Source organism: Flavobacterium sp. 28YEA47A (assembly GCF_041262125.1).
In the GTDB taxonomy this organism is placed as follows: Bacteria; Bacteroidota; Bacteroidia; order Flavobacteriales; family Flavobacteriaceae; genus Flavobacterium.
The window spans coordinates 1-24412 of the sequence record NZ_JBGCCI010000016.1 but is presented as its reverse complement, the minus strand read 5'-3'; the positions used below and the strand labels follow the sequence as shown (position 1 = coordinate 24412).

Annotated in this window: 29 protein-coding genes and 1 pseudogene; 26 read left to right on the top strand and 4 right to left on the bottom strand. The window is 41.1% G+C overall.

The window, feature by feature from the left end; all coding sequences use genetic code 11:
• On the top strand, positions 1-954 hold a 954-nt coding region (locus ABH942_RS16460; protein ID WP_370033905.1), incomplete at its 5' end, for an RHS repeat-associated core domain-containing protein.
• The gene (locus tag ABH942_RS16455) at positions 938-1552 is read left to right on the top strand and encodes a hypothetical protein (RefSeq protein WP_370033903.1); all 615 of its coding nucleotides are present in this window, start codon (positions 938-940) and stop codon (positions 1550-1552) included. The genes ABH942_RS16460 and ABH942_RS16455, both read left to right, overlap by 17 nt.
• Before the next feature lie 208 nt (positions 1553-1760).
• Here ABH942_RS16455 and ABH942_RS16450 read toward each other — a convergent pair whose 3' ends face one another.
• A complete protein-coding gene (locus tag ABH942_RS16450; RefSeq protein ID WP_370033901.1) occupies positions 1761-3170 on the bottom strand; it encodes a BT4734/BF3469 family protein in 1410 nt (469 codons plus the stop codon).
• Between the two features lie 572 nt (positions 3171-3742).
• Positions 3743-4015 (bottom strand): helix-turn-helix domain-containing protein, encoded by a 273-nt coding sequence (locus ABH942_RS16445; RefSeq protein ID WP_370033899.1) that lies wholly within the window; start codon positions 4013-4015, stop codon positions 3743-3745.
• Positions 4016-4091: 76 nt separating this feature from the next.
• On the opposite strand from ABH942_RS16445, the gene ABH942_RS16440 reads away from it, so the two are divergent.
• The 14 genes from ABH942_RS16440 (at position 4092) to ABH942_RS16375 (ending at position 14832) form a co-directional block, all read left to right on the top strand.
• Complete coding sequence (locus tag ABH942_RS16440; RefSeq protein WP_370033897.1) at positions 4092-4241, top strand: hypothetical protein; 150 nt, start codon at positions 4092-4094, stop codon at positions 4239-4241.
• 4 nt (positions 4242-4245) lie between these two features.
• Positions 4246-4614 (top strand): hypothetical protein, encoded by a 369-nt coding sequence (locus ABH942_RS16435; RefSeq protein WP_370033895.1) that lies wholly within the window; start codon positions 4246-4248, stop codon positions 4612-4614.
• A gap of 312 nt (positions 4615-4926) precedes the next feature.
• The gene (locus ABH942_RS16430) at positions 4927-5085 is read left to right on the top strand and encodes a hypothetical protein (protein ID WP_370033893.1); all 159 of its coding nucleotides are present in this window, start codon (positions 4927-4929) and stop codon (positions 5083-5085) included.
• Between the two features lie 182 nt (positions 5086-5267).
• A complete protein-coding gene (locus ABH942_RS16425) occupies positions 5268-5900 on the top strand; it encodes a tyrosine-type recombinase/integrase (RefSeq protein ID WP_370033891.1) in 633 nt (210 codons plus the stop codon).
• Between the two features lie 420 nt (positions 5901-6320).
• A complete protein-coding gene (locus tag ABH942_RS16420) occupies positions 6321-6884 on the top strand; it encodes a hypothetical protein (RefSeq protein WP_370033889.1) in 564 nt (187 codons plus the stop codon).
• Positions 6885-6889: 5 nt separating this feature from the next.
• Complete coding sequence (locus tag ABH942_RS16415; protein WP_370033888.1) at positions 6890-8557, top strand: hypothetical protein; 1668 nt, start codon at positions 6890-6892, stop codon at positions 8555-8557.
• Positions 8558-8678: 121 nt separating this feature from the next.
• Positions 8679-9584 (top strand): tyrosine-type recombinase/integrase, encoded by a 906-nt coding sequence (locus tag ABH942_RS16410; RefSeq protein WP_370033886.1) that lies wholly within the window; start codon positions 8679-8681, stop codon positions 9582-9584.
• An 8-nt stretch (positions 9585-9592) separates the two neighbouring features.
• Positions 9593-10465, top strand: a complete 873-nt coding sequence (locus tag ABH942_RS16405) for a tyrosine-type recombinase/integrase (protein ID WP_370033884.1) — start codon at positions 9593-9595, stop codon at positions 10463-10465.
• Positions 10466-10730: 265 nt separating this feature from the next.
• Positions 10731-10958, top strand: coding sequence for a DUF2188 domain-containing protein (locus ABH942_RS16400; protein WP_370033882.1), 228 nt, complete (start codon positions 10731-10733; stop codon positions 10956-10958).
• A 3-nt stretch (positions 10959-10961) separates the two neighbouring features.
• On the top strand, positions 10962-11636 hold the full coding sequence (locus ABH942_RS16395) for a hypothetical protein (RefSeq protein ID WP_370033880.1): 675 nt from the start codon (positions 10962-10964) through the stop codon (positions 11634-11636).
• Between the two features lie 391 nt (positions 11637-12027).
• Positions 12028-12948, top strand: a complete 921-nt coding sequence (locus ABH942_RS16390; RefSeq protein ID WP_370033878.1) for an RHS repeat-associated core domain-containing protein — start codon at positions 12028-12030, stop codon at positions 12946-12948.
• The gene (locus ABH942_RS16385) at positions 12920-13510 is read left to right on the top strand and encodes a leucine-rich repeat domain-containing protein (protein WP_370033876.1); all 591 of its coding nucleotides are present in this window, start codon (positions 12920-12922) and stop codon (positions 13508-13510) included. Before ABH942_RS16390 ends, ABH942_RS16385 begins: the two co-directional genes overlap by 29 nt.
• A 551-nt stretch (positions 13511-14061) precedes the next feature.
• The gene (locus tag ABH942_RS16380; RefSeq protein WP_370033874.1) at positions 14062-14676 is read left to right on the top strand and encodes a hypothetical protein; all 615 of its coding nucleotides are present in this window, start codon (positions 14062-14064) and stop codon (positions 14674-14676) included.
• Between the two features lie 3 nt (positions 14677-14679).
• Complete coding sequence (locus tag ABH942_RS16375; RefSeq protein WP_370033872.1) at positions 14680-14832, top strand: hypothetical protein; 153 nt, start codon at positions 14680-14682, stop codon at positions 14830-14832.
• Here the strand turns inward: ABH942_RS16375 and ABH942_RS16370 are convergent, their stop codons facing one another.
• Positions 14833-15090: a helix-turn-helix domain-containing protein gene (locus ABH942_RS16370; RefSeq protein WP_370033870.1), complete on the bottom strand. Its 258-nt coding sequence runs from the start codon at positions 15088-15090 to the stop codon at positions 14833-14835.
• A gap of 256 nt (positions 15091-15346) precedes the next feature.
• Here ABH942_RS16370 and ABH942_RS16365 point away from each other — a divergent pair, with 256 nt between their 5' ends.
• From ABH942_RS16365 to ABH942_RS16330, 8 genes are all read left to right on the top strand, one after another.
• Positions 15347-15628, top strand: a complete 282-nt coding sequence (locus tag ABH942_RS16365) for a hypothetical protein (protein ID WP_370033868.1) — start codon at positions 15347-15349, stop codon at positions 15626-15628.
• A 3-nt stretch (positions 15629-15631) separates the two neighbouring features.
• Positions 15632-16240 carry an SHOCT domain-containing protein gene (locus ABH942_RS16360; RefSeq protein WP_370033866.1) on the top strand — a complete coding sequence of 203 codons (609 nt, stop codon included), beginning with the start codon at positions 15632-15634 and terminating at the stop codon, positions 16238-16240.
• 193 nt (positions 16241-16433) lie between these two features.
• Positions 16434-17114, top strand: coding sequence for a recombinase family protein (locus ABH942_RS16355; protein WP_370033864.1), 681 nt, complete (start codon positions 16434-16436; stop codon positions 17112-17114).
• 142 nt (positions 17115-17256) lie between these two features.
• Positions 17257-17964: a hypothetical protein gene (locus ABH942_RS16350; RefSeq protein WP_370033862.1), complete on the top strand. Its 708-nt coding sequence runs from the start codon at positions 17257-17259 to the stop codon at positions 17962-17964.
• A 95-nt stretch (positions 17965-18059) separates the two neighbouring features.
• Positions 18060-18623, top strand: a complete 564-nt coding sequence (locus ABH942_RS16345) for a hypothetical protein (RefSeq protein ID WP_370033860.1) — start codon at positions 18060-18062, stop codon at positions 18621-18623.
• 4 nt (positions 18624-18627) lie between these two features.
• Complete coding sequence (locus tag ABH942_RS16340; RefSeq protein WP_370033858.1) at positions 18628-20301, top strand: hypothetical protein; 1674 nt, start codon at positions 18628-18630, stop codon at positions 20299-20301.
• A gap of 106 nt (positions 20302-20407) precedes the next feature.
• A complete protein-coding gene (locus tag ABH942_RS16335) occupies positions 20408-21322 on the top strand; it encodes a tyrosine-type recombinase/integrase (protein WP_370033856.1) in 915 nt (304 codons plus the stop codon).
• Entirely contained in the window at positions 21319-22188 is an 870-nt protein-coding gene (locus ABH942_RS16330; protein WP_370033854.1) for a tyrosine-type recombinase/integrase, read from the top strand. The genes ABH942_RS16335 and ABH942_RS16330 overlap by 4 nt, the downstream gene beginning before the upstream one ends.
• 40 nt (positions 22189-22228) lie before the next feature.
• On the opposite strand, the gene ABH942_RS16325 is transcribed toward ABH942_RS16330, so the two are convergent.
• Positions 22229-22531 (bottom strand): hypothetical protein, encoded by a 303-nt coding sequence (locus ABH942_RS16325; RefSeq protein ID WP_370033852.1) that lies wholly within the window; start codon positions 22529-22531, stop codon positions 22229-22231.
• A 163-nt stretch (positions 22532-22694) separates the two neighbouring features.
• Here ABH942_RS16325 and ABH942_RS16320 point away from each other — a divergent pair.
• A pseudogene (locus ABH942_RS16320) lies at positions 22695-23462 on the top strand (RHS repeat-associated core domain-containing protein); the annotation flags it as partial.
• Positions 23463-23468: 6 nt separating this feature from the next.
• Positions 23469-23831 carry a hypothetical protein gene (locus ABH942_RS16315; protein WP_370033850.1) on the top strand — a complete coding sequence of 121 codons (363 nt, stop codon included), beginning with the start codon at positions 23469-23471 and terminating at the stop codon, positions 23829-23831.
• Positions 23832-24412: the final 581 nt, after the last annotated feature.

The following is a 24412-nucleotide window of genomic DNA, read 5'->3' as shown; positions in this document are numbered from 1 at the left end:
GTTCACAGGGAATATAGGGGCGCATTGGCTATAAAAGACCCGGTGACTCCGGAGCCTCTGGTACCAGTGTTACCGTATAATTATAAGTACAACGGAAAAGAATTCCAAGACGAGCTAGGACTTAACTTTTACGATTATGGCGCAAGGAATTATGACCCTGCTATTGGACGATTTCACAAAATGGATAGATTTGCTGAAAAATATTATAATTTAAGTCCCTACGGTTATGCAGGAAATAATCCTGTAATATTTAATGATATACAGGGAGATAGTATCGGGATAGGAAAAGATTTATTTAATAAATTTAGAAATGAAGTTTTAAACAAAAAGAATAATATTCTTAATGATAGAAAATCACAAATTGCCAAAGCACTAGCGAAAGGTCAAACAGATAAGGCAAGTAGTTTAGAGGCTCTCTTTGCAAGTCAAGATGCAAAAAGTGGTTCTGCCATGAGTATTTTGAATGCAACACTAAATGAATTAACTCAATTAGAGAACTCGTCTCAAATTTACAATTTATTTGAAAAATCCAATGAAGTTCCATCCGAAGCCGATGGAATAACAACATATGACACTAGTACCAATGCTGTAAATGTTAGTTCTAGAGGTTTATTTAGTATGGGAGTCTTTGCTCATGAGTTAAAACATGCATATCAATTTGACACAGGAGCCTTATCTTTTGGTCCAAGCGGTAAAAATGGTGGTGTATTATATGATTTAAATGATGAATATGAGGCTTTTGATAGAGGTTCTTATTTCGGGGGATTATTTTTAAATCGAAATGAAATCAATGCAAAATATCCAAATAGACCAAAAGGACCACTAAATATGAATTCTCAAAATGGCTTTACTACATTTGGTCAACAATTGAAAGTTCAAACTTATCATAACTCATCAAAAGGAACGGCACAACAACAATTTTATATTAATTGGCAAAATGATGTTAAAAAATAAACCACACATAATCTTTTCTGCAATAGCAGCTTTCATTATCTATTCTTGTAGTTCTTTAAAAGACAAAGATATATTAGGAAGGTATAATCTTGAAGCAAAAATTTCAAAAGGCTCTTTGATTTTAAATGAAAACAATGTTTTTGAATATAGTTACGAAGCTCCAATGGAAACCTATACAAGCAAGGGCAAATGGCATTTAGATAAAAAAAGTATTATACTGAAAAGTGATGATTTCTATTTAAGTGATTTTATGGATGTAAAAGAAACCTTTTCTGAAAATAGAATTATAAAGATTTTAGACGAAAGTAATATTCCGATTGAAGGGGTTACAATCAAAATAAATGATATTAATAATTTATTTGTAACTGATAAATCAGGGATTGTATCATTGCGAAATGACATGAAAATTGATAAAATTATAGTTGAGTATATTGGCTTGTCAAACCGCCTTTATGAAGTTAAAAACTTTAATGCAAAAGCATTCGAAATAAGAATAATACCAAAAGATTATACGAAAATGTTTTTTGACAACTATCATGGGAAAATAAACAATAAGGAAATAAAAATCTATACTCAAAAATATATTAAAGATAAATAAATTTAATCGTGGTAGCACAACAGGGGAATGTATCAAATTAGGGCATGGAAAAAACATATTGTGCCAAAAGAAATTTCAGTAATGTATCAGATGTGTTGGTGGGTAATTTTTAAGCTACAAAGTATTTAAAATCAACAACTTTTATTTTATAATCTTAAAAATTAAAACAACCTTCGGTCACTCTGTAAAAACGACCATCTTATAAAAATCAGGCAACCCTATAAAGGGCTTGTCGTTTTTTTAGGATATCCCATATATATTGGTGAACCTCATCAAAGTCAGCATCGCCAGCGTGTGTAATGCTTCGGCTCTTAAAGGTCTCACGCAGAAATTTCTCATCCGATGGGTCCATCGTTGTAAACTTACATCGCATGTTAAAGATATACTTTTCAACAGGAATACCTTTCTGCCTTGGCTCATCTACGGTTATACCTTCCCTACTCCAAAAGGCATTATTGACCTCCTGTACGCCATCTTTGAACTCGCTCCAATACCGTTTAATTGTGGCAATGCTGCGCCCAGTCAAAAGGCTTACTTTCTTCTGCGTAATTGCCCCTTCAGCTTCAGAATCCCAGCATTCCAGTACCGTCTGTATGAGTTCCCTTGTGATGTCGGATTTCAGCCTTCCCAACTCCCTATTTACAATGGCAGTTTTTTCTTTTGGGGAAAGCAGGGTTTTTGGGTTAAAGAGTATCCTTCTTTCTTCATTGTAATGGATGGTCAGCGTTCCCTCATCCCTTTTTGTTAGGACGCTATCGACAACGGCATTCAGTTCCCTATCCGAAATGTGGGGATACATGTGTTTATTGATGGATTCAGCGATACTCTTTAGAAATGGCCTTCTTGCTCTAGGATTCAGTAACGCATACTGGGATAACAGGAAGAACATTGTACTGTTTCTCTTTCCTTCCTCAATCCTAAGCGGGATAAACGGGTTACAGATTTTTATCTTCTCCTGAAACACCAGATAGGGCGTATCATCAGTAAAGTAATCGCTTATATTATTGAAGCGTATAGCGTCCTCATTCCAATTGCCACAGGTATCACACGTCCCTATACACTTCTCTTTCTTTTCTAATATAGGAGCGTATGATACCTTGTCTTGGAAATGAAAAACCAGCGAATCGGGATTATAATATAAATTGGGGTCATGGCTCAGGATAGTCTGCTGGGTCGCCTTCCTTGCGCCAGCATCGCTGGTTATTCCGATGAGTTCCGATAACTGGTCATATACATCCCCGTGATTGGATTTGGTCAGGTTATCCACCTTTGCCAAGATTCCGAAGCCAGTATCAGAAAGCGATTTCCAACTGGCAAGGATATAAGGATTATCGGGAATCTCATCCAAGTTATCGGCATCAAGATAGATTAATCCTGTTGCGGTAGTGATATTATCATTGGATGCCGAACCGTCAAAGAGGAAATTGAATCGGTATGTAGGCAAGAGTGTTGTCTTTATGGCATCGTACTTTGGATTTCCCTTCCCAAATTCTCTGGCAGACCGAATCAAGGTAAGGTTCTCATCTCCATTCTTTATTATTTGTAATACAGATTCTAAGGTAGCGACCTTTTGAATCTGTGGGCTTTTAGCATGGGCATACTGTGTAAGTTGAAACATTCATATTCAGTTAACTTTTTGTTATGCGAAACCTAATTAGGAATCTTATACACAGAATCTACTAATGAGGAGGATAAAGTAAATGATATGGGTGCTTTTTAGTATAATTTATTTGTTATATCAAGCCGTTTAAGTCGAAAATATTCTCTCATTAGCACGTATTGCAATACCCAAATGCCGTGCCATCCCTCTATCTGCAATGCTTAAGGCTGAACCATCCAGAGTGATTTGCAGTCCTTCCCTCCTGCTAGGGAAAATTTAATAGCTTTTCTATTTGGCCGTTCAAAAATCCCTTCTTATTCAGCAGGCGATTTTACCAAGTGCCCTCAGGATATTCCAATCTGTGAAAAAAATTTTTGGGTAAAATTTTGAGAATTATTGCCCCAAGATAGATTTCAGGCAAAACCCAGATATTTATTATTAAAGAAAATTATGGCAAGAATGATAATCACGCTCGGACAGCTGAGAAAGGTTTTAGAGACAGAGCCGATAAGATACCCGATTACCTTTATGGGAGGCGTGGATAAGAAGGAAGCTCATGCAGTTTTAAAGAATAGCAATAAAAAGAAGGCCTAGCCTTCTTTTTTTAATTCCAAGTCTTTTAAAAGTTCACTTGGAGTAATTTTTATGGCCGAACAAATCTTAAGAAATAAATTTAATGTCATTCCTTGATTATGGTCAAAGAGCAACCTAATAGTTTTTTCATCACATCCAACAGCTCTGGCAAACTTTCTATTGTTTCCCTCAAAATCTTTGTTGAATACAACCAAAATCCTTTGTACTAATTCCTTTTTTATTTTATCAAGCTCATTTTGCATAACTGAAACAAAAGTCTTGACTGACAATTAAAAAAAAGAATTATACTTGCGGATTTATCTCCGCAAAATATTATATTTGTGTTTTAACAAAATTAAATATAGTATGAAAGAATGGATTGTTGATTTATACCCAAAAGGGGGCGGTTTTAAAACTGCTACAAGAGTATTTGCGGCCAACCAGTCAGCCGCATTGAAGACTGCAAGAGAAATGAATCCAAACCACCGAATAGGTGGTGTCAAACCAGCACATTAAACCCATGAAGAAAATTACAGCAATCTTTTTATTGAGCCTTCCGTTCTTTGCCTGTTCCTCAGATTCAAACGATGACCCAGACCCCGTACCAATTGCAACCGAAAAACGGCTGGTGGTCTCTGATACCAACATCCCTGTAACGCAAGGCGAACTACTTGTTTTTGTAAATGGCTCCTCACAATCTGGCCAGACTAATCGAATGGTTAAAGTTGACGATGTGGTACGCGTCATGTCTGGCAGTTTCGCCTCACCGACCATCAACTATTATATTACGGTAAAGATTGGTGCTAAAGTTATAGTTGACCGTTATTATAGTGGAACAAGCCAGCAAATGAATTGGCTTCATACAGTAACGGCAGAAGATTTCCAGTAGTTATGACCGTAAAACATCTTACCTATCTCGTCTTCCCATTTGCCGTCGGACTTATCGCCCAGCAAATCCTTAACATACCAGATACTTCCTATTGGTTTTATGTGTGGTTACTCTGCCCAGTCTCGGTCTTTATCTTTGTTAGGTTCATCCTGCCCTACCATGAGGAAAAATTTGACGCAATCAAGGACATTGACATCAAAAGTGCATTTGAAGACAAAACCAGCGAAGAAAAACCATACGCTTACATAGTAGGTTTCCACATGGTGGTTTTCTTAATTATTATAGTTCAATTTTTTATCAAACTTTAATACCATGGACAAAATACCAAGCTGCCCTTGCGGCAACACCAAAAGCGGAGACAGGGCCAAACAATGTGCCAAGTGCGGAAAAGTAACCTGCCAGAAATGTTCCTTTACGGGCTGCACCTGTGGAAGTACCAGCTATCGAAAACAGATGATTATCGGAAAATAAGAAGCGAGGCCAAGGGCCTCGTTTTTTTATACCCAAAACTTCGGGAAACCGCATGAAACCTGGATTTAACATTTTTTATTAGGCTGCTAATTTCCAGGAATTTACATTTGTTTCACTTTCAATACAATTTGAATGTTGAGTAAAAAACCCAGCAATATCAAGGGTTTACAAAGGTCGGCAAAATGACCGCTTTCAGAAAGTATAGAAAAGCAATAAAAGTGAAACTTAAAACCCGAATTATGGCATTAAAAGGACAAAAGACGACAAGCGATTTTTTAGAATGGGAAAAGATGCAATCATTGGTCTTGAAACTGGAACGTGATGGCGAATTGAAATTTGCGTTATTGATTTCAACAGGCAGTTATATCGGGCTTCGGATTTCTGACCTGTTACAGCTCCGTTGGAATCAGGTATTGAATCAGGATTATTTCACCGTAACGGAAAAGAAAACCAAAAAGACCCGTAGGGTTACTGTCAATCCAGAATTACAAGAAATCCTTACCCGTCTTTTCAATGAACTAGGTGCGGACCAATCCGATTTCATGTTTGCCAACCGCTTCGGGGAAAAGCCTTTCAGCATCCAGTACGTAAATTCCAAGTTGAAGGAGATTTTCACCAAGTACAATATCAGGGGGCAATATTCCAGCCACTTTATGCGCAAGACGCTAGGACGCAGGGTTTGGGAGGTGAACAAGTACAGCGACCAGGCCCTGCTCCTGCTCTCCCAGCTTTTCAACCATTCCAGCGTATCGACCACCAAGATATACCTTGGAATACGCGAGACCGAAATCAGCAACCTGTATCTCAGCCTATAGATTGGAATGCCTGTTTAAAAATTTTAACATATATTTAACATAGCGTTTTCACCGGGGATTTGCCCTTTTAAAAAATATTAAACTTTTGACAAACAGAATGTTAGCAAAATATTGTTTTATATTTATACCAGTAAGAAAATACAAAACAGTATTTGCTTAAAATCAGCATGTTACAGATTTTCAGATTTGCAACTTCCTTATTCCCTGCGTATATTTGCCACAGGAATTCCACATAAAGAATCTCGCGAGGATTTTTAGCCATCCTGACAGCTAAAGGATGGTTTCAGCAAAAAAAGGGCAGATTGGCAAGCTGAACAATTAGCCCTAAACCACTTACCATATATCATATCCGATTTGGGCCGAAAAACCCGAACGGCATTACCTATGCCAAAAATTTAAATATCAAAAAAAGAAAATTTTATGAAAAATCTAAACGAAATATTCCAGTCATTCGAGGCAGGCATGCGCAGCCCGAAAGCCGTAAAGCCAAAAGCCTATCTCCAGAACATAGGGCTGGACTACAATACCCTGCGTATAGGCTTCAATTCTGGCCAGTTCCACCACAGGGTATCCCAAGAACTCAAGGACCACTACGAAAGCATGGGACTTCTTGCCAAAAGCAATGCCGCCGTGAGGGACGACAGCATGACTGCCTATACCGCATTTGGCCGCTATAGCATCACATTCCCCCTGCTGGATGTCTCTGGCAAGATTGTAAACCTGTTTGCCGTCCGCTTCGAGATGGCCAGTCCGATTGAACAGTACCTAAATGAAGAGGGGCTCTACCCCAGCTATCCGCATGACAATACCAGACGGCTCTTTATTGTCTCTAATGCATTAGATGCGGCTAGCCTTCTGCAAAGCAGGGCCATGGAGAACAGGGAAGCCGTCTTGGCCCTGCATGAAGGCAGACTGCTTCCCCAGCATCTGGAAGCCATCAGGTCCTTGCACGAACTGGAAGAAATCATAATCATTAAAAACTAAGTATCATGGAAAACATCAAATCGCAAATAGAAGCATTACAGCCAAAGCTGCCAGTATCAATGATTCAGCTACCCGATGGGGAAAACCTAAATACCATGTGGCGGAACTACGGGACTGACGGAATACAGGAGCTGCTCAACAATCCAACTGGCGAAATGCCAAGCTCTCTGGAAATCATCGACAATTATAAAATCAGCTACAGAGGCAAAACAGCAGTGTTTGTGGTAATGGGCCAGCTCCCGATGGATTTGGGAAACCTCAGAATCTCGATGCATATTGTCGAGAAGCTGACCCAAAAGAAGCACAGGTTAAAAATTGACTTGTATGACTTTATGAATGTCCAGAACCAGTGCAGGGAGCTATCGGAAAAACAGGGGTTCGACTACAACAGGCTCGAAGCGGACCTGATTGTGTTCACTGACTTGCTGGAAGAATACAGGGAATCCCTTTTCAAAGAAGAAATAAACCCTGTAACCGACCAATACTCTGAAAAGGAGCTGACGCCCAGAGCTGGCGAAAAAGCGGCGGAATTCCTCTCTAAAGACCAGCTATTGCAAAACATTGATGCGCTGCTGGAACAGGCTGGAATCATCGGGGAACAGAATAACAGGAAAATTCTCTTTGTCGTTGCATCATCCTATAAAATGCCCTACCCGCTGCATGCAATGGTTCAGGCAAGTTCAGGAAGCGGCAAAAGCCACCTTATCAATTCGATTGCCGAGTGCATGCCCCAAGACGAATTATTTGACACCACCAGCATTACCAGCAAATCATTGTATTACTGTTCTGATAAACAGCTGAATAATAAATTATTAGTCATTCAAGATTTCGACGGATTAGATGACGATGCAAAATTTGCATTAAGGGAAATCCAGAGCTTTAAAAAGTTAAAAAGAACAACAATAGAAAAAACGATTACAGGCAGCAGAAAATCAGTAAAAAGAGAAGTAAAAGCCAGTTTAGCAAGCCTTATCGCTACCACAAAAACAGAAATCTATCAGGATAATGAAAGCCGAACCATCATGCTGGGAATTGATGAAAGTATTGAACAGACCATGAGAATCATCCAAGGGCAGAACAAAAAGAAAGCAGGTGCTACCAACAGCGAAAAGGAACACGAAGCCAAGCAATTATTGCGTAACTGCATGAGGGTTCTGAAAAGCTATCAGGTGGTAAATCCCTATGCCGACAAGATAACGCTCCCATTGGATGCCAAGATGCTCCGAAGGCTCAACGAGCAATTTCAGGACTTCATTTGCCAGATTACCATTCTGCACCAGTACCAGCGCAGGGCAGATGCGCAGGGCAGGCTCATAGCCTCCAAGGAAGATGTCAGGCTCGCAGTTGAAATCTTTTTTGATGCTATCATCTTAAAGGTGGACGAGCTTAACGGAAGCGTCCGACAGTTCTTTGACAGATTGAAAGAATACGTAAAGAAACAGCCCGCAGGCACGACCCATAGATTTACCCAGCGGGAAATCCGCCAAGAAATGAAGCTTTCCAAAACGCCAGCCAATAACTGCATAAAGCTATTGCAGGAAATGGAATACATAAAAGCAGTGGAAGGCTCTCCGAATAAGGGCTTTAGGTTTATAGTCAGCTACTGGGATAATTTAGAGAAACTCAAAGCTAATATTAAGGAAGACCTCAACAGCCAGCTAGAGCAGTTGTAAAAATGCCAGAAAGAACACGCCAGCCCAATAGACATAAGACATATAACGCTGGCGTTCTACGTTTCGGAAAAAGAGCATAAGGAAAGTTTTGTCACGACAAATTTTGAAACCTAATTAAACTATGAAAAAAACAATACAGACACCGTCCTACCAAAACCTTTTCAGGGATTACGAAAACCTGATATTGGCTAGGAATTACAAAGCAAAAATATATCCGACAGCGACAAGGGAATTCCTAATCTGGATGGAAGAATTTGGAATCACGCTGATAAGAGAGGTTACTACCAAGGAAATGATGGGATATTATGAGTACCTCATCACAAGACCCAACCAGAGAAGAGGCGGCGTCCTATCTTCAAGTTCGGTAAGGCTGCACCTGCTGTCAATCTCAATCTTTCAGGACGGTCTTTTGGAAAACAGGAATATTGAAAAGACGTTCCTGATTCCGAAGCACGGGGAAAATGACCAGAAGCCAAGAAGCTTCCTGACGGTGGAGGAAACCAGAATCCTTTACGGAGCCTGCGAGAACCCGCTTGAAAAAGCCCTGCTTTCTATTGCCTACGGATGCGGGCTCAGGAGGGCTGAAATCCAAGACCTCAGCCTCAGCGATGTGGACAGGCACAAGGGAATGCTCATCGTAAGAAAAGGAAAAAACGGAAAGCGACGTGAAGTACCGATGAGCGACAGCGTTCTGGAAGACGTAAAGAAATATCTTTCCGATTTCAGATACCAGAATCTTGGAAGCGGGCATATTGAAGAAGCATTTTTCATCAACAAAAAAGGAAGGCGCATGAGCGGAGATATGCTGAACAATACGTTGAAGAAGATTGTCAACAGAAGCCAGAACCAGACAATAATCGGAAAAGAAATCACCCTGCACTGCCTCCGCCACAGTATTGCTCACCACCTTTCAGAAAACAACGCTGGCATAGACTTTATCAGGGACTTTCTAGGACATTCCTTCATCAATACCGCACATATCTATGCCATCAAGAACAAAACGAAAAGAGAAATATTATTAATCTAACCAGACCCATGAGAAGCAAAACTACAATCAAAGAATACCTCTACCAGCATCTGGCCCAGCAGTCAGCGGACAACTATCTATACACAATCAATAATTTCCTGAAGCTGCACCCAAAAGCGAAAAGGTATAAATACCAGCAGATGGTCGACCATCTGGCGGATGTAAGGCAGAAATACCCGAACATCCAGACCTGCATCCGAATCCTTTCCGCACTGAAGAAATATTATGATTTTCTGGTGGATACTGGACAGCGAACCGACCATCCCTGCCAGAAGCTCACATTGAAGAAAGGAAGCGACCAGAGCATCCAGCTCCAAGACCTTTTTACCAGCACGGAACTGGAAATGCTCATGAAGCGCGAGAACAGGTACAGGCATCTGGACGACAGGAACAAGGTGCTGATTTCACTGATGATTTACCAAGGGCTTACCAGCGACGAGCTTATAAGACTGGACGTGAAAACTATCGATTTGGATTCGGGAGAAGTCTACGTGAAAGCATCCTCCAAATTGGAAAGGCGGACGCTTTCCTTAAGAGCAAGCCAGATACTTCTTTTTGAAAGGTACATTCACGAGACCAGACCTAAATTAAAGAGATGCAATACGGAAAAGCTGATTCTGACCAAGCTGGGAAAGCCGATAACCGTTGACAGCATCAAAGCAATGGTGGAACCATTAGGTTCGCTTTTTCCAGACCGAAAGCTGAACCCAAGGACAATCAGGATGAGCGTGATTTCTAGCTGTTTTAACGAAAAGAAAATGCGCTTGGAGGACGTACAGGCATTTTCGGGTCACAAGTGGCCAGGAACAACGGAAAAGTATCTTAAAAAAGATAGCGGAAAGCAGCGGGAGCTTATAAATAAGTATTTTCCTGACATGTAAATTTGTCAGTGACAATAAATAAAGGAGTGGCAGATTTAAATGAAAAATGCCACCTTAAAGGTGGCATAAATACATAAAATATAACTATACAAAAATTGGTATAATTTTTGTAATACAAACCCGATTAATCTTTTCCCAAGATTAAGAAAAAAGTGTAATGTGAGAAAGTGTGCTTCTTGTTTTGACACCGCAAAAGTACATTTTCTTTTTAAAGTTACAACATTTTTTCAAAAAAAAGATTTTTTAACTTAAAAAAAGAAAGGACATGGGAAAAAATGTTCATGTAGTAAAGTCGAAAGACGGTGACGGATGGTCCGTCAAAACAGAGAATAGCCAAAAATCGTACAGAAATGTCGATACACAAAAAGAGGCTATCGAAATTGGAAAAACTGTTGCCAAAAACAATAGTTCAGAACTTCTAATCCACGGCAACGATGGCAAGATTAGGGAAAAGAACAGTTATGGTACTGATAATTATCCACCAAAAGGCTAGAATATGAGAGGTTATAATATTTCGATAAACCAGCTAGCCGACTTCTCTAAAAGCTCAGAAGCTCAAAAGAGAAGCATCATTAAACAACAAAAAGTTCCGAATACTTTTAAAACTGCTTGGTATCAACTCGCTAAGGCAAGGATTAAAAAAGTAATGGCTAATAAAGGTGATATTCAACCAATATTGGACGGAATCGAAGTGTTGAAAAGTAAAACTCTGACAAAAAAGAGGCAAATTGACGACAGAACCGTTTCGCTTGATGCCATGCAGAGATTTATAAGTTTACAAATCCCCAACTTACTAAAGGACTATGATTATAAAGTCTTGAAAAAAGTTGAGTCAAAATCAATTTTCATAAAAGGAGTGGAAGTCATTGTGTCTCCAGATTTAATTATTGAAATTGAAATTGAAGGGAAAAAATATTTAGGCGGAGTCAAGACACATATTTCCAAAGGAAATAAATTTGACAAAAAACAACAGAGTTATGTAGCAACTGCCATTTATAAATATTTAGAATCTGAAGTTGCTAAAAACGGTCAAATTGCTCTACCAGACTTGTGTATTTCAATTGATGTTTTTGGCGACGGATTTGTTACTTCTCCAGAAAACATTGATGAAAAGATGAAAGACATTGAAGTTATCTGTGAAGAAGTAAAAAAAATGTGGGATGCCGCATAAAAAATCTTGGGAAAAAGGTTAATCATTAATAAGCCGAATCTTTATTGATTCGGCTTTACTTAAAAACATAAATGATTATTAACATTAAAAACGAAAATTATGTCACTTAAAACAGGACCGAAAAGAATAGCGAAATCAACAGGGCAACCTGACAAACGTCAACGTGATAATAAAAGCACACCAGGCAATACTCCCTCGTTGAAACCGTCTAAAAGTTCAGACAAAAAGTAAATTTGTCTTTGTTAAACAATTAGGTAATCCACCCAATTCGGGTGGATTTTTTTGTTTGTTGTCATTACTATGAGGTAATAGTTATTTTGTCCAAATCAATTAGGATTCTTACTGAATTACACCTATTTTCGTCTGACAAAACGTTCTTAAAAATACATCTTTGTCCCTGTTGATTTGCGTATATGATGGTGTTTTTACAGAATCGTATAATTATAAGTATAATGGAAAGGAGTTCCAAGACGAGCTGGGGCTTAACTTTTACGATTACGGAGCGAGGAATTATGACCCTGCAATCGGGAGATGGATGAATATTGACCCGTTGGCAGAGCAATTATATAGTAATACGCCTTACAATTATGTTAGTAATAATCCGTTGAATTTTATTGACCCTGATGGACGTTCTGGAATTGGAACACTTGATGAGAAAAACAAAACGATTACAATTAGCTCAACTATGTATTTTTACGGAGGCGGAGCGAGTAAGCAACAAGCGACTGATACGGCTGCTAATATTCAGAAGCTTTGGAATGCCGCGGGAGGAACGATGGATATTGATGGAGTTACATATTCCGTACAATTTGCAATATCAGGCGAATATGTTAGTGAGCAAGATGCCACAGATATGGCAAAGAACAACGGAAGTAACGCAGAGAATAATTTTGTCCGTGTAGAAGATGGTTCGCAGTTGAGTTTTAAATCTTCTTTTTACGACACTCCAGGTAATTCAGGTTACTATATAGGAAGCGAGCTAAGTAATGGTTCTACTGATGCTCACGAGTACGGACACGGTTTAGGTTGGTACGAAGCGGGAGAAGCTGACGGCGGCAGACATGATGCGACAGTTGATAACGGAGTTCCTGGTATCATGTCACCAAGAGGGACACCAGTTTCTGACCAATACGGTTACGGCGGACAACCAGCGGGACAAAAAACCATGAGTCCATATAGACGTGGCGTATTAGCTTCTGATATTACCAAACTTAATATCGATACAAAAACTCTGAAAGCTTCTGGAACGGTAAATGTAGGAACAGCAACAAATAACATATATAATGCAAATGGTACAGTTAAGACACCTTAAGTTAATTTCAATATTGATAATTCTGCTATCTATTTCGTCTTGCGCAACTGCGCAGAAAATCGATGATGAGACAAAAGGTAAAATTGAGGAAGCGAAAAGAACAAATGAATTAAAGATTCAGAATAGAAATCGCTATAAGGAAATTCCAAATGAAATTTTCGAGTTACGTAACCTTCAAATTCTTTCGTTTTCGGGGTCGGAATGTGATGTTAAACCATGTACGAATATTTCAAATGTCCCTGCCAAGATTCGGAATCTAAAAAGTCTCCGACAGCTCAATTTAGTTATGAATGATTTAAAATCATTGCCCTTAGAACTGAACAGTTTAAAACTGGAAAGTCTTGATTTGTCAAACAATTTTGGTATAGACATTTCCAACATCGAAATACAATCGTTAAAGGTTTTAAATTTAAATGATTGTAATTTGAATAGTTTCCCAAAGGGTATTTGGAACATGAAAAAATTAACTGTTTTGGGCATCGAAGGGAATGATAATATTCCAGAAGAGCAAATCACTCGGCTTAAGAAAGAAATGCCAAATTGTGTTATCTACTGGAAGTAGTAAAGTAATTTGATGATGAATCCTTCGCTTGTTTGGCGAGGGATTCTCTTTTATACCTGATTTGAGACCTTAAACTGCATTCACCGTTATTTCCTCTCTGCAACTGCCAGCCGCAAACAACGGTAAAACTTTTTGTATCTACGGCAACGGCTAAACCAGTTCCAACCCCAACATTTGTACAGCTTTGCGTGTAGCTGATTAGCACGTATGGTCGGAAACCATCAAGGCCGACACCTCCCTCCCTCCCTCCAATGCTCGGAAACCTCAACGCGAAACAGATTAGAGCTTTCGCGTTTCCGCTCTTTCGATGCTCTTTTTCCAACTCGACAGTATAACCCATATTGAGTTCCGAATAAATTTCGGACACTATCGCAGGTATATTTCAGAACTGTGTCAGCCTGGACACAATGCCTAAAAAATATTTTTCAAAAAATGTCGCACAAAATCTACACTTTCCGAAGGTTGACACTATATATAGAATAGATACGCTGATGAAGTCCCCTTGTATGGACTTCTTGTATCTGATAATAAGAGATTAACCTGTAAAGAAAATGGTCTATGAGAAAATTGATGAGTTTGTTGTTACTGCTGGAATTAGCCGAAGTACACTATATAGATTCTATAAGAAAAATGAGGAGTTCTGGTCAGAGACCAAAATAAAGAGCGGTCGGAGAATGATACCGGCCATGCACGCCAAATACTTTGACAGCGAAGTCCTCTTTGACGAACTCAAGACGACGAAGCTCGAAAACAAATCCCTTAGAAACCTCATCACCTATTTAGCCGACAAAGACACGTTGTGCAGAACGTTATGGGATTTGGATTGGTCTTTCTTTGTAACGGTGGCCTACCAAGCGGAAAGGAATAAGAAATCTTGCTTTAGGTTGATGCACCTGCTCAATGACGAGCTGACGGAAAAGTATGGAGACGATACCAAAATAAGAATGTTCTTCACTACCGAGCCGTTCACCAACCGCAAAGGGTATCACAACCACTTTACGCTGTACGTCGAGAATAAGAAACTTGAGCCGCTGGTATGCAATGACATCAGAAAATTCTTTGAGTACGACCGTGTGGACATTGCCGCTTACGATATGTTCCAAGCTGGCTTATTTTACATGACCAAAGAAGGCTTGGAAGGAGAAGATTGGGATATATTAGGATAAGCCATGAGTAAGATAATCCTGACCGTTGACCAGCTCAAAAAAATATTGGAGCGACCCGATACCGAGGCACACTATCCAATCACGATAAGCCTAAAGAGAGTTTCAAAGGCTCAACTCGAAGAACTGGTTGAGCTGCTTAAAAAGAAGAAGGGTTAATTAGCCCTTCTTTTTTTGTGGTACGTCTATACCTTTAAAGAATTCTTCCAAACTCACGCCAAGAACCGTACAAATCTTTATGAGCGTCTTTAGCTCAAAGTTCGCTCCTGTTTCCAATCGCCAGTAAGCCGAGCGGCTCATCCCCAAATCAAAAGCGATATGCTCATAGTTGGAGTATCCTTTTTCCTTTCGCAGTTCCTTTAATCGCTGTGCTATTGCATCTAATTCTGGTATATCAAGATTTTTCTGTTTTTTCATAGTCAAATCTCAATAAAAGGTACTTTTTTTGGTACTCCATAATAAAGTACACTATAAAATAGAATGTTATTTGTATATTTGCTAAAACCAATTACATAGCAAAATGAAAGAATGGATTGTTGACCTCCATCCGAGAGGCGGCGGATTCAAGACCGCGACCCGTGTATTTGCTGCCAACGCTTCGGCAGCCCTGCTTACCGCTAAAAGAATGAACCCAAACCACAGAACGGGTAACGTCAAACAAACCACCTGACCAATGGCAACAGAAGAAAAAACGAGTTTCGGTATGAAAATCGCGATGGGCTGGGGAATCCTTTGCCTCGTGTTCGGAGCGTATAAGTGCAGTCAATCAGTATTAGGGTCTGAAAACAAGGAAACCACCAGCACGGAGCAAGTAGCACCCGTTGAGCAGACCCAAGCCGACAACAAATGCTATGAGTGCGATGGTACTGGCGTTGTTTCAACTTACGGTCTCGGTGGAAACGCGACGGGTAGCAAGACCTGTCCAGCGTGCAAGGGAACTGGTAAAGACGACTAACGGATGGAGACCAAGATAATACCGTTTGCTTCGGGAAGCATCGAGGTAACGGACAGTAAAATATCGTTCCGCTCTGCTGTCAAGGATATAAAGCAATTCCAGTCGATGGAACGCCATAACATGGGACACGTGAACAGCGAGCAGTACACCTATTTAGGTATCATGCCTATCCAGCTTGCGCTGCGTTCGCTGCTGTTCGGCGTGGTGCTGGCGGTTATCGCTATCGCGGCAGACATTCAATTCTTTTCGGTCATTGGCGTTGCGGCCATCGTTTTCGGCCTTGTGACCTTCAACCTCGATTTGTGGGTTGACGGTTTTCTGGGTACACGGTTCGGCTACCAGCTATGCGCGTACTTCTTCGCGAGTAAAGGCCATAAAATCACCATCCAGAACAACAGCGGCGGCGACCATATCGTTTTCTACGTGGCATTGGAACAGCTCGACGAGGCGATGAAACTGGAATCGTACAGGATAACGGAACGACCAGACACCAATCCAGTACAACCCGTCGGCGGCATCCACGACTTGGAGAAGATAAACGAGCTTTACCAGAAAGGCATCCTGACCGAGGAAGAATTTACCCAGAAGAAGAAGCAACTGCTGAACTTATAGAAGACAAACAGTATTATAAAAAACGTTGCGATCCGCAACGTTTTTTTATGTCCATAACTCAGCTAACCCCGCACCAAACCTGGAAAACCAGGATTTTTCTTGTTCATTAAATTCCAGGTCTTTAGGTTTGCAAAGAGGTTTGTAATAAATCACAAACGAGCGTTTGAGAATCATAATTTAACATTTATTCGCCATGAAAACATACATCGCCTATTATCGCGTGAGCCGAAAAGTTCAAGGAATAAGCGGGCTTGGATTGTCCGCTCAAAAAACCTCCGTAACCAAATATGTTACCGCTCAAGAGGGAACTATATTAAAGGAGTACACCGAGGTCGAGACGGGAACGAACAAACGTGACCGTGTGGAAATCCATAAAGCTATCCAACTGGCCAAGAAAGAAAACGCAGTATTGGTAATTGCCAAGCTCGACCGATTGGCCAGAAACGTCAGCTTTGTTTCCTCGCTCATGGATGCGGGTATTGAGTTCGTCGCAGTTGATATGCCAACAGCCAATCAGTTCACCATCCATATTTTCGCGGCATTGGCCGAACAAGAGGCCAAGCTCATCAGCAACCGCACCCGTCAAGCCCTCGCCGAGCTCAAGAAAAAGGGTAAGCGGCTTGGTAGCCCCCAGAACCTGACCGCCGAGGCCAGAAGCAAAGGCGTATCTATTATAAAGGAGAACGCTATGACCAACGACCGCAACCGTCAGGCTCATTCTATTATATGTAGCTGTAAGGACAAGGGTATGACCTACCGTCAAATCGCCGACCACCTCAACGGATTGAATTTTAAAACCCGTTATGGGAAGGAATTTTTGCCTGCTACCGTTCATCAACTGTATAATAGACTGAATTTACAACACGCTGCTTAATACTTAAAAAATACTGATAATCAAATACTTAATTAATAAGTCAAAATTATTTTTTGTTGTTAAATCAAATTTTAATTGAAAATACAACAATAATTCAAAAATATTTGCTACATTTGCCATGTAGATTTGAAATTACAACACTATGAGCGATACAGGGAGACATTGGAAAAGCGAAGAACTCATCCTTTTTGGATTGTGGCTTTGGAAAATTGGAGAGTACGGTCACGCCATGCTTTGCATCCATGCTCCCAACTGGGGATTGAAGATTGGTGAACAGCTCAAGCTCACTTGGTCGGATGTATTCGATATGGAAAAAGGTGTGCCGCTTGCTGAACTGCCAATGTTTGGAGGAAACAGTAACCGCCCCATCCGAAATGTTGTAAGGGAGAATCTCATTGAGGCTGTAAAGGTATTGGGCATAAAGGAAGGCAACACGCCATTGTACGTGAACTCAAAGACGGGAAAGCCGCTTACCTCATCGACACTCAACCGCGAGCTGCAACGGTTTGCCAAAATGTACCTTGCCGAAATCAAGCAACGGACGGGGCTTGAGTTCGACCTCAAGGAAATTAAAACCAACGCCTTTGAAATTGCTTGGGCTAAGGACGTGACCCACGCTAATAACTACGTCAAGGAAATTTACCCGATACTATCCAGATATATGGGACATCGGACGGTAAAAGATACGATAGCCTTATTGGAGGAAGAACCAGGAAGCCCTCACTCGGTACAAATCCGCTTCGACCACATCAAGGACAACACGCCGCTATTGGACGGCAATCTTTGGAATGACAAAGAAAAATTAGACCGATACTTAGAGCGCAACCTCTACTTGGGAATAGAGGAATAAGCTAAACCCTTAAAAGCCAGATTAAAAATTTTCGGAAACACCCGAAACGGGACACTCATGCCCAAACCGAACGTTTAACCAGTAAATGAATGCCTATGAAAACACTTGACCAACTTTTCCAATCCTTTGAAACGGGCATACGCAGCTCGAAAGCCAGCAAGCCGAAAGAATACTTGCAGTCGCTCGGATTGGATTACAATACCCAACGCATCGGCTTCATTTCTGGTCAGTTCCACCACCGCGCCACACAGGAAATCAAAGACCATTACGAGAGCTTGGGGCTACTGGTCAAAAGCACCGCCGCCGTTCGGGACGACAGCATGACCGCTTACACCGCCTTTGGTCGTTACGGTATCGTGTTCCCGCTCATGGATGAACGTGGCGAGGTTGTGAACCTCTTTGCCATCCGCTTTGAAATGGCCACGCCCAGAGCCGAATATCTCAACGAAAAGGGGATTTATCCGAGCCACCCGCCACCGACGACCAAGCGGCTCTATATAGCCCCTTCGATAGTGGATGCGTCCAGTCTCATCCAATCCAAGAGCCTTGAGAACCGCGATGCCGTAATAGCCCTGCACAATGGGAAACTATTAGAACAGCATCAAGCGGCCATAGAATCCCTTGCTGACCTTTCTGAAATCATCATCCTAAAACCCTAAGCCCATGCAGCACCTCATCACACAATTGGAGCAACTACGTCCCAGCATACCAGTTGCCACCGTTCAGCTCCCAGACGGCCACACCCTTAACGATATGTGGGTGAACTACGGGCGCGAAGCCATTACCCAACTGCTGGGAGAATCCGCAAACGACCTTTCGGCATTGGAGAGCTTGGAAATCCATAATGAAATGAAAATCGGCTACAAGGGAAAGGCAGCGCAGTATTTCATCATGGGAAGCCTCCCAAGCGATTTGTCCAGCCTCAAGGTCGCGGTTCACGTCGAGGAATTTCAGACCAAGCGCAAGCACCGCATCCGCGTGGAGCTGTACGACATGGCCAACGTACAGACCAAGTGCAAGGAGCTTTCCGATGGCTGCGGCTTGGAGTACAACATCTTGGAGCGGGATTTTATGACCCTTACCCAGCTCTTGGAGAACTATCGCGAGCAGCTCTTTTTTGAGGACAGGGAAAGCATGACCCAGAAATATCTGGAAAAGGAACTGACCCCGAAAGCGGGAGAAAAAGCGATGGAGTTTTTGACCGAGCCGAACCTAATCCAGAACATCGACAGCCTATTGGAGCAGAGCGGCATCGTCGGGGAACAGGTCAACCGTAAACTGCTATTTGTGGTGGCTTCGAGCTTCAAGAGCGCATATCCGCTCCATGCAATGGTACAAGCAAGTTCGGCATCGGGAAAATCCCACCTCATCAATTCGGTAGCGGCTTGCATCCCGCAGGAAGACCTTTACGACAATACGAGCTTTTCGAGCAAAGCCCTCTACTACCAAAAGGACAAAGCCCTGTATCAAAAACTAATGGTGATACAAGACTTTGATGGCTTGGACGAGGAAGGTCAGTATGCTTTCAGGGAGTTGCAGAGCAACAAGAACATCATGCGCTCGACTGTAAAGAAAGACAGGATGGGAAACAGCCAATCGGTCAAGAAGGAAATAAAGGCGCATTTCTCAAGCCTTGTGGCCACGACGGATTTGGAAGTGTATCTGGATAACGTTACCCGCTCCATCATGCTGGGCGTTGACGAGAGCGAAGCCCAGACCCTTCGCATCATCAAGCGGCAAAACGAGCGGCGAGCGGGAATCATCAACACCGAGGAAGAACACGCAGCCAAGCAACTCCTTAGAAACTGTATGCGCGTTCTAAAGCCTCATACGGTCGTTAATCCCTTCGCGGATAAGTTAACCCTGCCCGTCGAAGCGAAAAGCCTTAGAAGGCTAAATGAGCAGTTTCAGGACTTTATCTGTCAGGTAACGCTGCTTCACCAGTTCCAACGCTCAAAAGACCAGCAGGGACGGCTTATTGCGACCAAAGACGATGTTAGGCTTGCCGTTGAGCTGTTCTTTACGGCCATCATCCTAAAGGTCGATGAACTGGATGGCAGTACGCGCCAGTTCTTTGACAAGCTAAAGGCGTTCATCAAAAGTCAGGAAAAAGGAAGTACCTACAAATTCACCGAGCGCGAGGTACGCATCCACATGAAGCTATCCAAGACCTCGGTCTATAAGTTCTTTAAGCTCCTGAAAGAATTGGAGTACATCCAATCGGTCGAAGGAGCGGTAAATAAGGGCTTCAAATATGTCATATCCTACTGGGATAACCTCGATAAGCTTAAGGCCAAGATTCGGGAGGATTTGAACCAGCAGCTAAAAGCACTTTGAAATCACCAGAAAGAACACGCCAGCCCAGTAAATTCAAGGCATATAACGCTGGCGATTCAAAAAACCAAAACCAAAGTAAGCACTAACCCTAAATGACGGTACGAAAATGAGCAAACAGATACAAAACCCAAACTTTGAGAGACACTTCCAGAATTACGAGAACCTCATCACGGCCAAAGGATTCAAAGGGACAGATACAACCTACACGACACCTGTAAAGGAGTTCCTCATCTGGTTGGAAAGTATCGGCATCAGCAGTATAAAGGATGTAACCAGTCCTAACTTGGTGAAATACTTTGAATACCTTATTGAAAGACCGAACCAAAAAAGAGCGGGAATACTTGCGGGCAATACCGTAAAAATGCACCTGCTTACCCTGTCGATGTTTCTGGATAACCTGCTCATGCTGGGCGAACTTCAAAAGGGTTTCAGCATCCCAAGATTTTCAGCCAGCGACAAGAACCCGCGCGAGGTCTTGACCATCGATGAAATCCGACTGCTCTACCAGTACAGCGAAAACCCTTTGGAAGAAGCCTTTTTATCGGTCGGTTACGGTTGCGGGCTTCGCCGCTCGGAGCTTCAAGACCTCAACCTTTCGGATGTGCAGCTCTCGACTGGGATGCTCGTGGTAAGGAGCGGAAAAGGAAGCAAGCGGCGTGAAGTTCCCATGAGTGATTTGGTACTCACAGCGGTAAAACGTTATGTCATTGAATACCGTCCCCAGTTTCTGGGAAAAGAACCCGAAGCGGCTTTTTTCATCAATCCAAGCGGCAAGCGCATCAGCGGGGAGAACCTCAATAAGATGCTACGGAAAATTATTGCACGGACAAGCAACGAAAGCCTCATGGATAAGGAAATAACCCTGCATTGCCTCCGCCACAGCATCGCCCATCACCTCATGGAACGTAACGCGGGACTGGATTTCATCAGGGGCTTTTTGGGACATTCCTACATCAATACGGCCTATATCTACGCCAAGAAGAACAAGCAAAGCAAAAAACTAATACAGCAAGTCACATGAGCAAGACACCGACCATAGAGCAATACCTTTTCGAGCGGATGGCCAAAGCATCGGCAGCGAACTACCTCTTTACGATAAACCATTTTCTCAAGATGCACCCGAAAGCCAAACGGTACAAGTATCTGGATTTGATGAACTGGCTGGCCGATACAAGGAAAAGATACCCGAATGTCCAGACCTCAATCCGTATGCTGTCGGCCATCAAGAAATACTACCAGTACCTCATCTGGACGGGACAACGCAATGACGACCCATGCCAGACCCTGACCGTAAAGCAAGGCGGCCAGCACAGCATCCAAGTCCAAGACCTCTTTACCTCATCGGAGTTGGAGCTACTACTGAACCGAGAGAACCGATACGCGGATTTGCTCGACCGCAACAAGGTACTCATATCGCTAATGATTTATCAGGGACTGACCAGCGATGAAGTTACACGGCTCGACGTGGATAATATTGATTTAGAAAATGAGACCGTCTATGTGAAAAGGTCGAGCAAGCTCAACCGCCGAACCCTTAAACTGAAATCAAAACAGATGCTGCTTTTCGACCGCTACATACAGCAGACCCGACCGAGGATGAAACGCTCGACGACTTCCAAGCTCATCCTGAACAAGCTGGGAAAACCGATAAGCGTTAGCGGCATCAATTCCATCTTTGACCAGTTGGCTCTTTTGTTTCCAGATAGAAACCTCAACCCCAGAACCGTCAGAATGAGCGTTATTGCGGGGTGGATAAACGAAAAGAAATTGCCGTTGGAAACGGTGCAGGAGCTTGCAGGTCATAAGTGGCCGAGCAGCACGGAAAAATACCGAAGGCCGAACGATGGAGAGCAGCGCAAGCTTATCAATCAGTTTTTTCCAATTTAGTCACCTACTTCAACCTTATCGTAAAGAGCAAGGAACTCATTTACCAGTCCTTTGATAATCCCTCTTGAGTCTTCCAAAGTCCTCGATAACGTTTTGTCTCACTATCGTAGTCGTGTTGTAACTCGCCTGAAACATCAGACCTAAAATTCTTCATCTTGTGAATGATGAAGTATAAGCCAGTTGTATCTTCGTTGCTTTCACCTTGCCATTTCTCGGCGAGGTTTATGGCTTTATCGGCAAGTCTTTCCAAAAGCCTAACAGTAGGTTGTTTTGCGTTAAACTCGTCTTTTGTATCTTGATAAAATTGTCGAATTTCGCTGCGGGGATTACTTTGACTTTTCATGGCTTGTATAGATAATTGATTATAGTTATTACAAACTTAATCAATTTTTGCTATTTTTGAAAAGTGAGTTTTCCACGTTCTTTGAGAAGTTTTCAGCGCGTATAAGTATAAGTACAACGGAAAAGAATGGCAGGATGAATTAGGGCTTAACTTTTACGATTATGGGGCTAGGAATTATGACCCTGCTTTAGGAAGATGGATGAATATTGATAATTTAGCCGAAAAATTTTATCCAGTCTCTCCATATATTTATGCTATAAACAATCCCATCTATTTCATAGATCCTGATGGTAACGACATAAAAATTGGAGAAAACACGTATTCATATCAGAAAAACAGAGATTACTCCAAATATTCTGAAGGTTTTGAGAGGGATGCTTACATGGCACTAGATTATCTTTATAGCTCTGGAGCTATGAGTGTTATATTTGGAGAAGGTAAAGATGCAAAGACAGTTAACATTTTAGACTCTCTCATCAACGATAAGGAAAATACTATAACAATAGAAAAAGGAACTAACAAAACCCCACATACTTTTTTAAGTGATAAGGAAAACAAAAATAATGGTAAAATTTTGTTTAGGGGAGACTTAGGGACATTTTTCGTCAAAGATTTATCAAAGTCTTTTACAAGAGATAATATTGGTACAAATTCTCCTGCCGGAAATTTAGCCCATGAGCTTTTCCACGGATACAATAAATTTAATGATCCAAATTTTCAGAACAGGAGAGATGACAATTCAACTGCTAAAACCTTGTTTTACAGAGATGGGGGACAAACTGATGATGTTAGCTATCCCAATATGGAAGAACAGTATAACACCACAATGACCAATCAAGTCTTAACTAAACTGAGAGAAGACACAAGAACCAATTATATGGCAAATCCTATACCAACCCAAAGCCCAACCTCGAGTAGTCCTCGAAATTAACATAATATGAAAATGAAGTATATATTAATAACATGCCTGACAATTTTATTGTCATCATGTGCAAGCACAGTTCAGATAATAGAATGTGAACCAGATTATGGAAATCATCCTTCAAGTCTCGATTTATCTCCCTTTAGAAATAAAGCTGATACACAGATTAAAAAAATTAAAAATCAAGAGATTACAGATGAACTTTTCAAAATAAAAAACATGAAAGGAAAAGAGAATTTAATGCCAAGTGCTGCGTTGTATTATGCATTCATTGTAAATAAGGATACAATTTATGCAAATAACAATTTAAATTATTGGTATTATAATGGTTCCGTGAGAATGTACTCATCTCCTATTATCAACAAGAATAGAATATAAATTAATGTTTTCGATAGTTTTGGTAAAGTAATACCAAAACTTAGGACACGGAAACTGTAAAAGTGAATTCTCCAACTTCTCTATTAGGGTATGAATTGTACATGCGTTTGGATGGAAAAATGATCAATTAGATGAGTCGAAAGAGAAAAAAAAATTAATAAGCTTATGCCTATGCTTACAACACGTGCTTTATATACTCAATAGGTACAGCTATTTTTTATTTTCATTGCTTTCTGGTTTTATATAATGTATGTTAATGAACGTGAGTTTACAATTTTCAATGTGATATTAAATTTGATTATTGTGCTAATATTTTACTTAATTTTCGACGGATTAATAAAACGAAAGTAAATTGAAATCGGTAATGTATCATATGTATCAATACTCTTGTTTTAGAATTAATTTAATTTAAAAATCAATAATTTATAATTTTACAACTAAAAAAATCAAACAGCCTTCGGGTTGTTTTTTTATGATATAAATGGTTTAAATCGAAGAAAATGGTTTTAAACCAAAACAAGGCCATCACCGACATACGCTACAACCACCTGAACCTCCCCTCAAGGGTATTTTTCGGTTCG

What these genes read in the sequence shown, in the direction of transcription:
- ABH942_RS16455 (WP_370033903.1), top strand. Translation starts at nt 938, where the DNA reads ATGATGTTAAAAAATAAACCACACATAATCTTTTCTGCAATAGCAGCT.
- ABH942_RS16450 (WP_370033901.1), bottom strand. Translation starts at nt 3,170, where the DNA reads ATGTTTCAACTTACACAGTATGCCCATGCTAAAAGCCCACAGATTCAA.
- ABH942_RS16440 (WP_370033897.1), top strand. Translation starts at nt 4,092, where the DNA reads ATGAAAGAATGGATTGTTGATTTATACCCAAAAGGGGGCGGTTTTAAA.
- ABH942_RS16435 (WP_370033895.1), top strand. Translation starts at nt 4,246, where the DNA reads ATGAAGAAAATTACAGCAATCTTTTTATTGAGCCTTCCGTTCTTTGCC.
- ABH942_RS16430 (WP_370033893.1), top strand. Translation starts at nt 4,927, where the DNA reads ATGGACAAAATACCAAGCTGCCCTTGCGGCAACACCAAAAGCGGAGAC.
- ABH942_RS16425 (WP_370033891.1), top strand. Translation starts at nt 5,268, where the DNA reads ATGACCGCTTTCAGAAAGTATAGAAAAGCAATAAAAGTGAAACTTAAA.
- ABH942_RS16420 (WP_370033889.1), top strand. Translation starts at nt 6,321, where the DNA reads ATGAAAAATCTAAACGAAATATTCCAGTCATTCGAGGCAGGCATGCGC.
- ABH942_RS16415 (WP_370033888.1), top strand. Translation starts at nt 6,890, where the DNA reads ATGGAAAACATCAAATCGCAAATAGAAGCATTACAGCCAAAGCTGCCA.
- ABH942_RS16410 (WP_370033886.1), top strand. Translation starts at nt 8,679, where the DNA reads ATGAAAAAAACAATACAGACACCGTCCTACCAAAACCTTTTCAGGGAT.
- ABH942_RS16405 (WP_370033884.1), top strand. Translation starts at nt 9,593, where the DNA reads ATGAGAAGCAAAACTACAATCAAAGAATACCTCTACCAGCATCTGGCC.
- ABH942_RS16400 (WP_370033882.1), top strand. Translation starts at nt 10,731, where the DNA reads ATGGGAAAAAATGTTCATGTAGTAAAGTCGAAAGACGGTGACGGATGG.
- ABH942_RS16395 (WP_370033880.1), top strand. Translation starts at nt 10,962, where the DNA reads ATGAGAGGTTATAATATTTCGATAAACCAGCTAGCCGACTTCTCTAAA.
- ABH942_RS16385 (WP_370033876.1), top strand. Translation starts at nt 12,920, where the DNA reads ATGCAAATGGTACAGTTAAGACACCTTAAGTTAATTTCAATATTGATA.
- ABH942_RS16380 (WP_370033874.1), top strand. Translation starts at nt 14,062, where the DNA reads ATGGTCTATGAGAAAATTGATGAGTTTGTTGTTACTGCTGGAATTAGC.
- ABH942_RS16375 (WP_370033872.1), top strand. Translation starts at nt 14,680, where the DNA reads ATGAGTAAGATAATCCTGACCGTTGACCAGCTCAAAAAAATATTGGAG.
- ABH942_RS16370 (WP_370033870.1), bottom strand. Translation starts at nt 15,090, where the DNA reads ATGAAAAAACAGAAAAATCTTGATATACCAGAATTAGATGCAATAGCA.
- ABH942_RS16365 (WP_370033868.1), top strand. Translation starts at nt 15,347, where the DNA reads ATGGCAACAGAAGAAAAAACGAGTTTCGGTATGAAAATCGCGATGGGC.
- ABH942_RS16360 (WP_370033866.1), top strand. Translation starts at nt 15,632, where the DNA reads ATGGAGACCAAGATAATACCGTTTGCTTCGGGAAGCATCGAGGTAACG.
- ABH942_RS16355 (WP_370033864.1), top strand. Translation starts at nt 16,434, where the DNA reads ATGAAAACATACATCGCCTATTATCGCGTGAGCCGAAAAGTTCAAGGA.
- ABH942_RS16350 (WP_370033862.1), top strand. Translation starts at nt 17,257, where the DNA reads ATGAGCGATACAGGGAGACATTGGAAAAGCGAAGAACTCATCCTTTTT.
- ABH942_RS16345 (WP_370033860.1), top strand. Translation starts at nt 18,060, where the DNA reads ATGAAAACACTTGACCAACTTTTCCAATCCTTTGAAACGGGCATACGC.
- ABH942_RS16340 (WP_370033858.1), top strand. Translation starts at nt 18,628, where the DNA reads ATGCAGCACCTCATCACACAATTGGAGCAACTACGTCCCAGCATACCA.
- ABH942_RS16335 (WP_370033856.1), top strand. Translation starts at nt 20,408, where the DNA reads ATGAGCAAACAGATACAAAACCCAAACTTTGAGAGACACTTCCAGAAT.
- ABH942_RS16330 (WP_370033854.1), top strand. Translation starts at nt 21,319, where the DNA reads ATGAGCAAGACACCGACCATAGAGCAATACCTTTTCGAGCGGATGGCC.
- ABH942_RS16325 (WP_370033852.1), bottom strand. Translation starts at nt 22,531, where the DNA reads ATGAAAAGTCAAAGTAATCCCCGCAGCGAAATTCGACAATTTTATCAA.
- ABH942_RS16315 (WP_370033850.1), top strand. Translation starts at nt 23,469, where the DNA reads ATGAAAATGAAGTATATATTAATAACATGCCTGACAATTTTATTGTCA.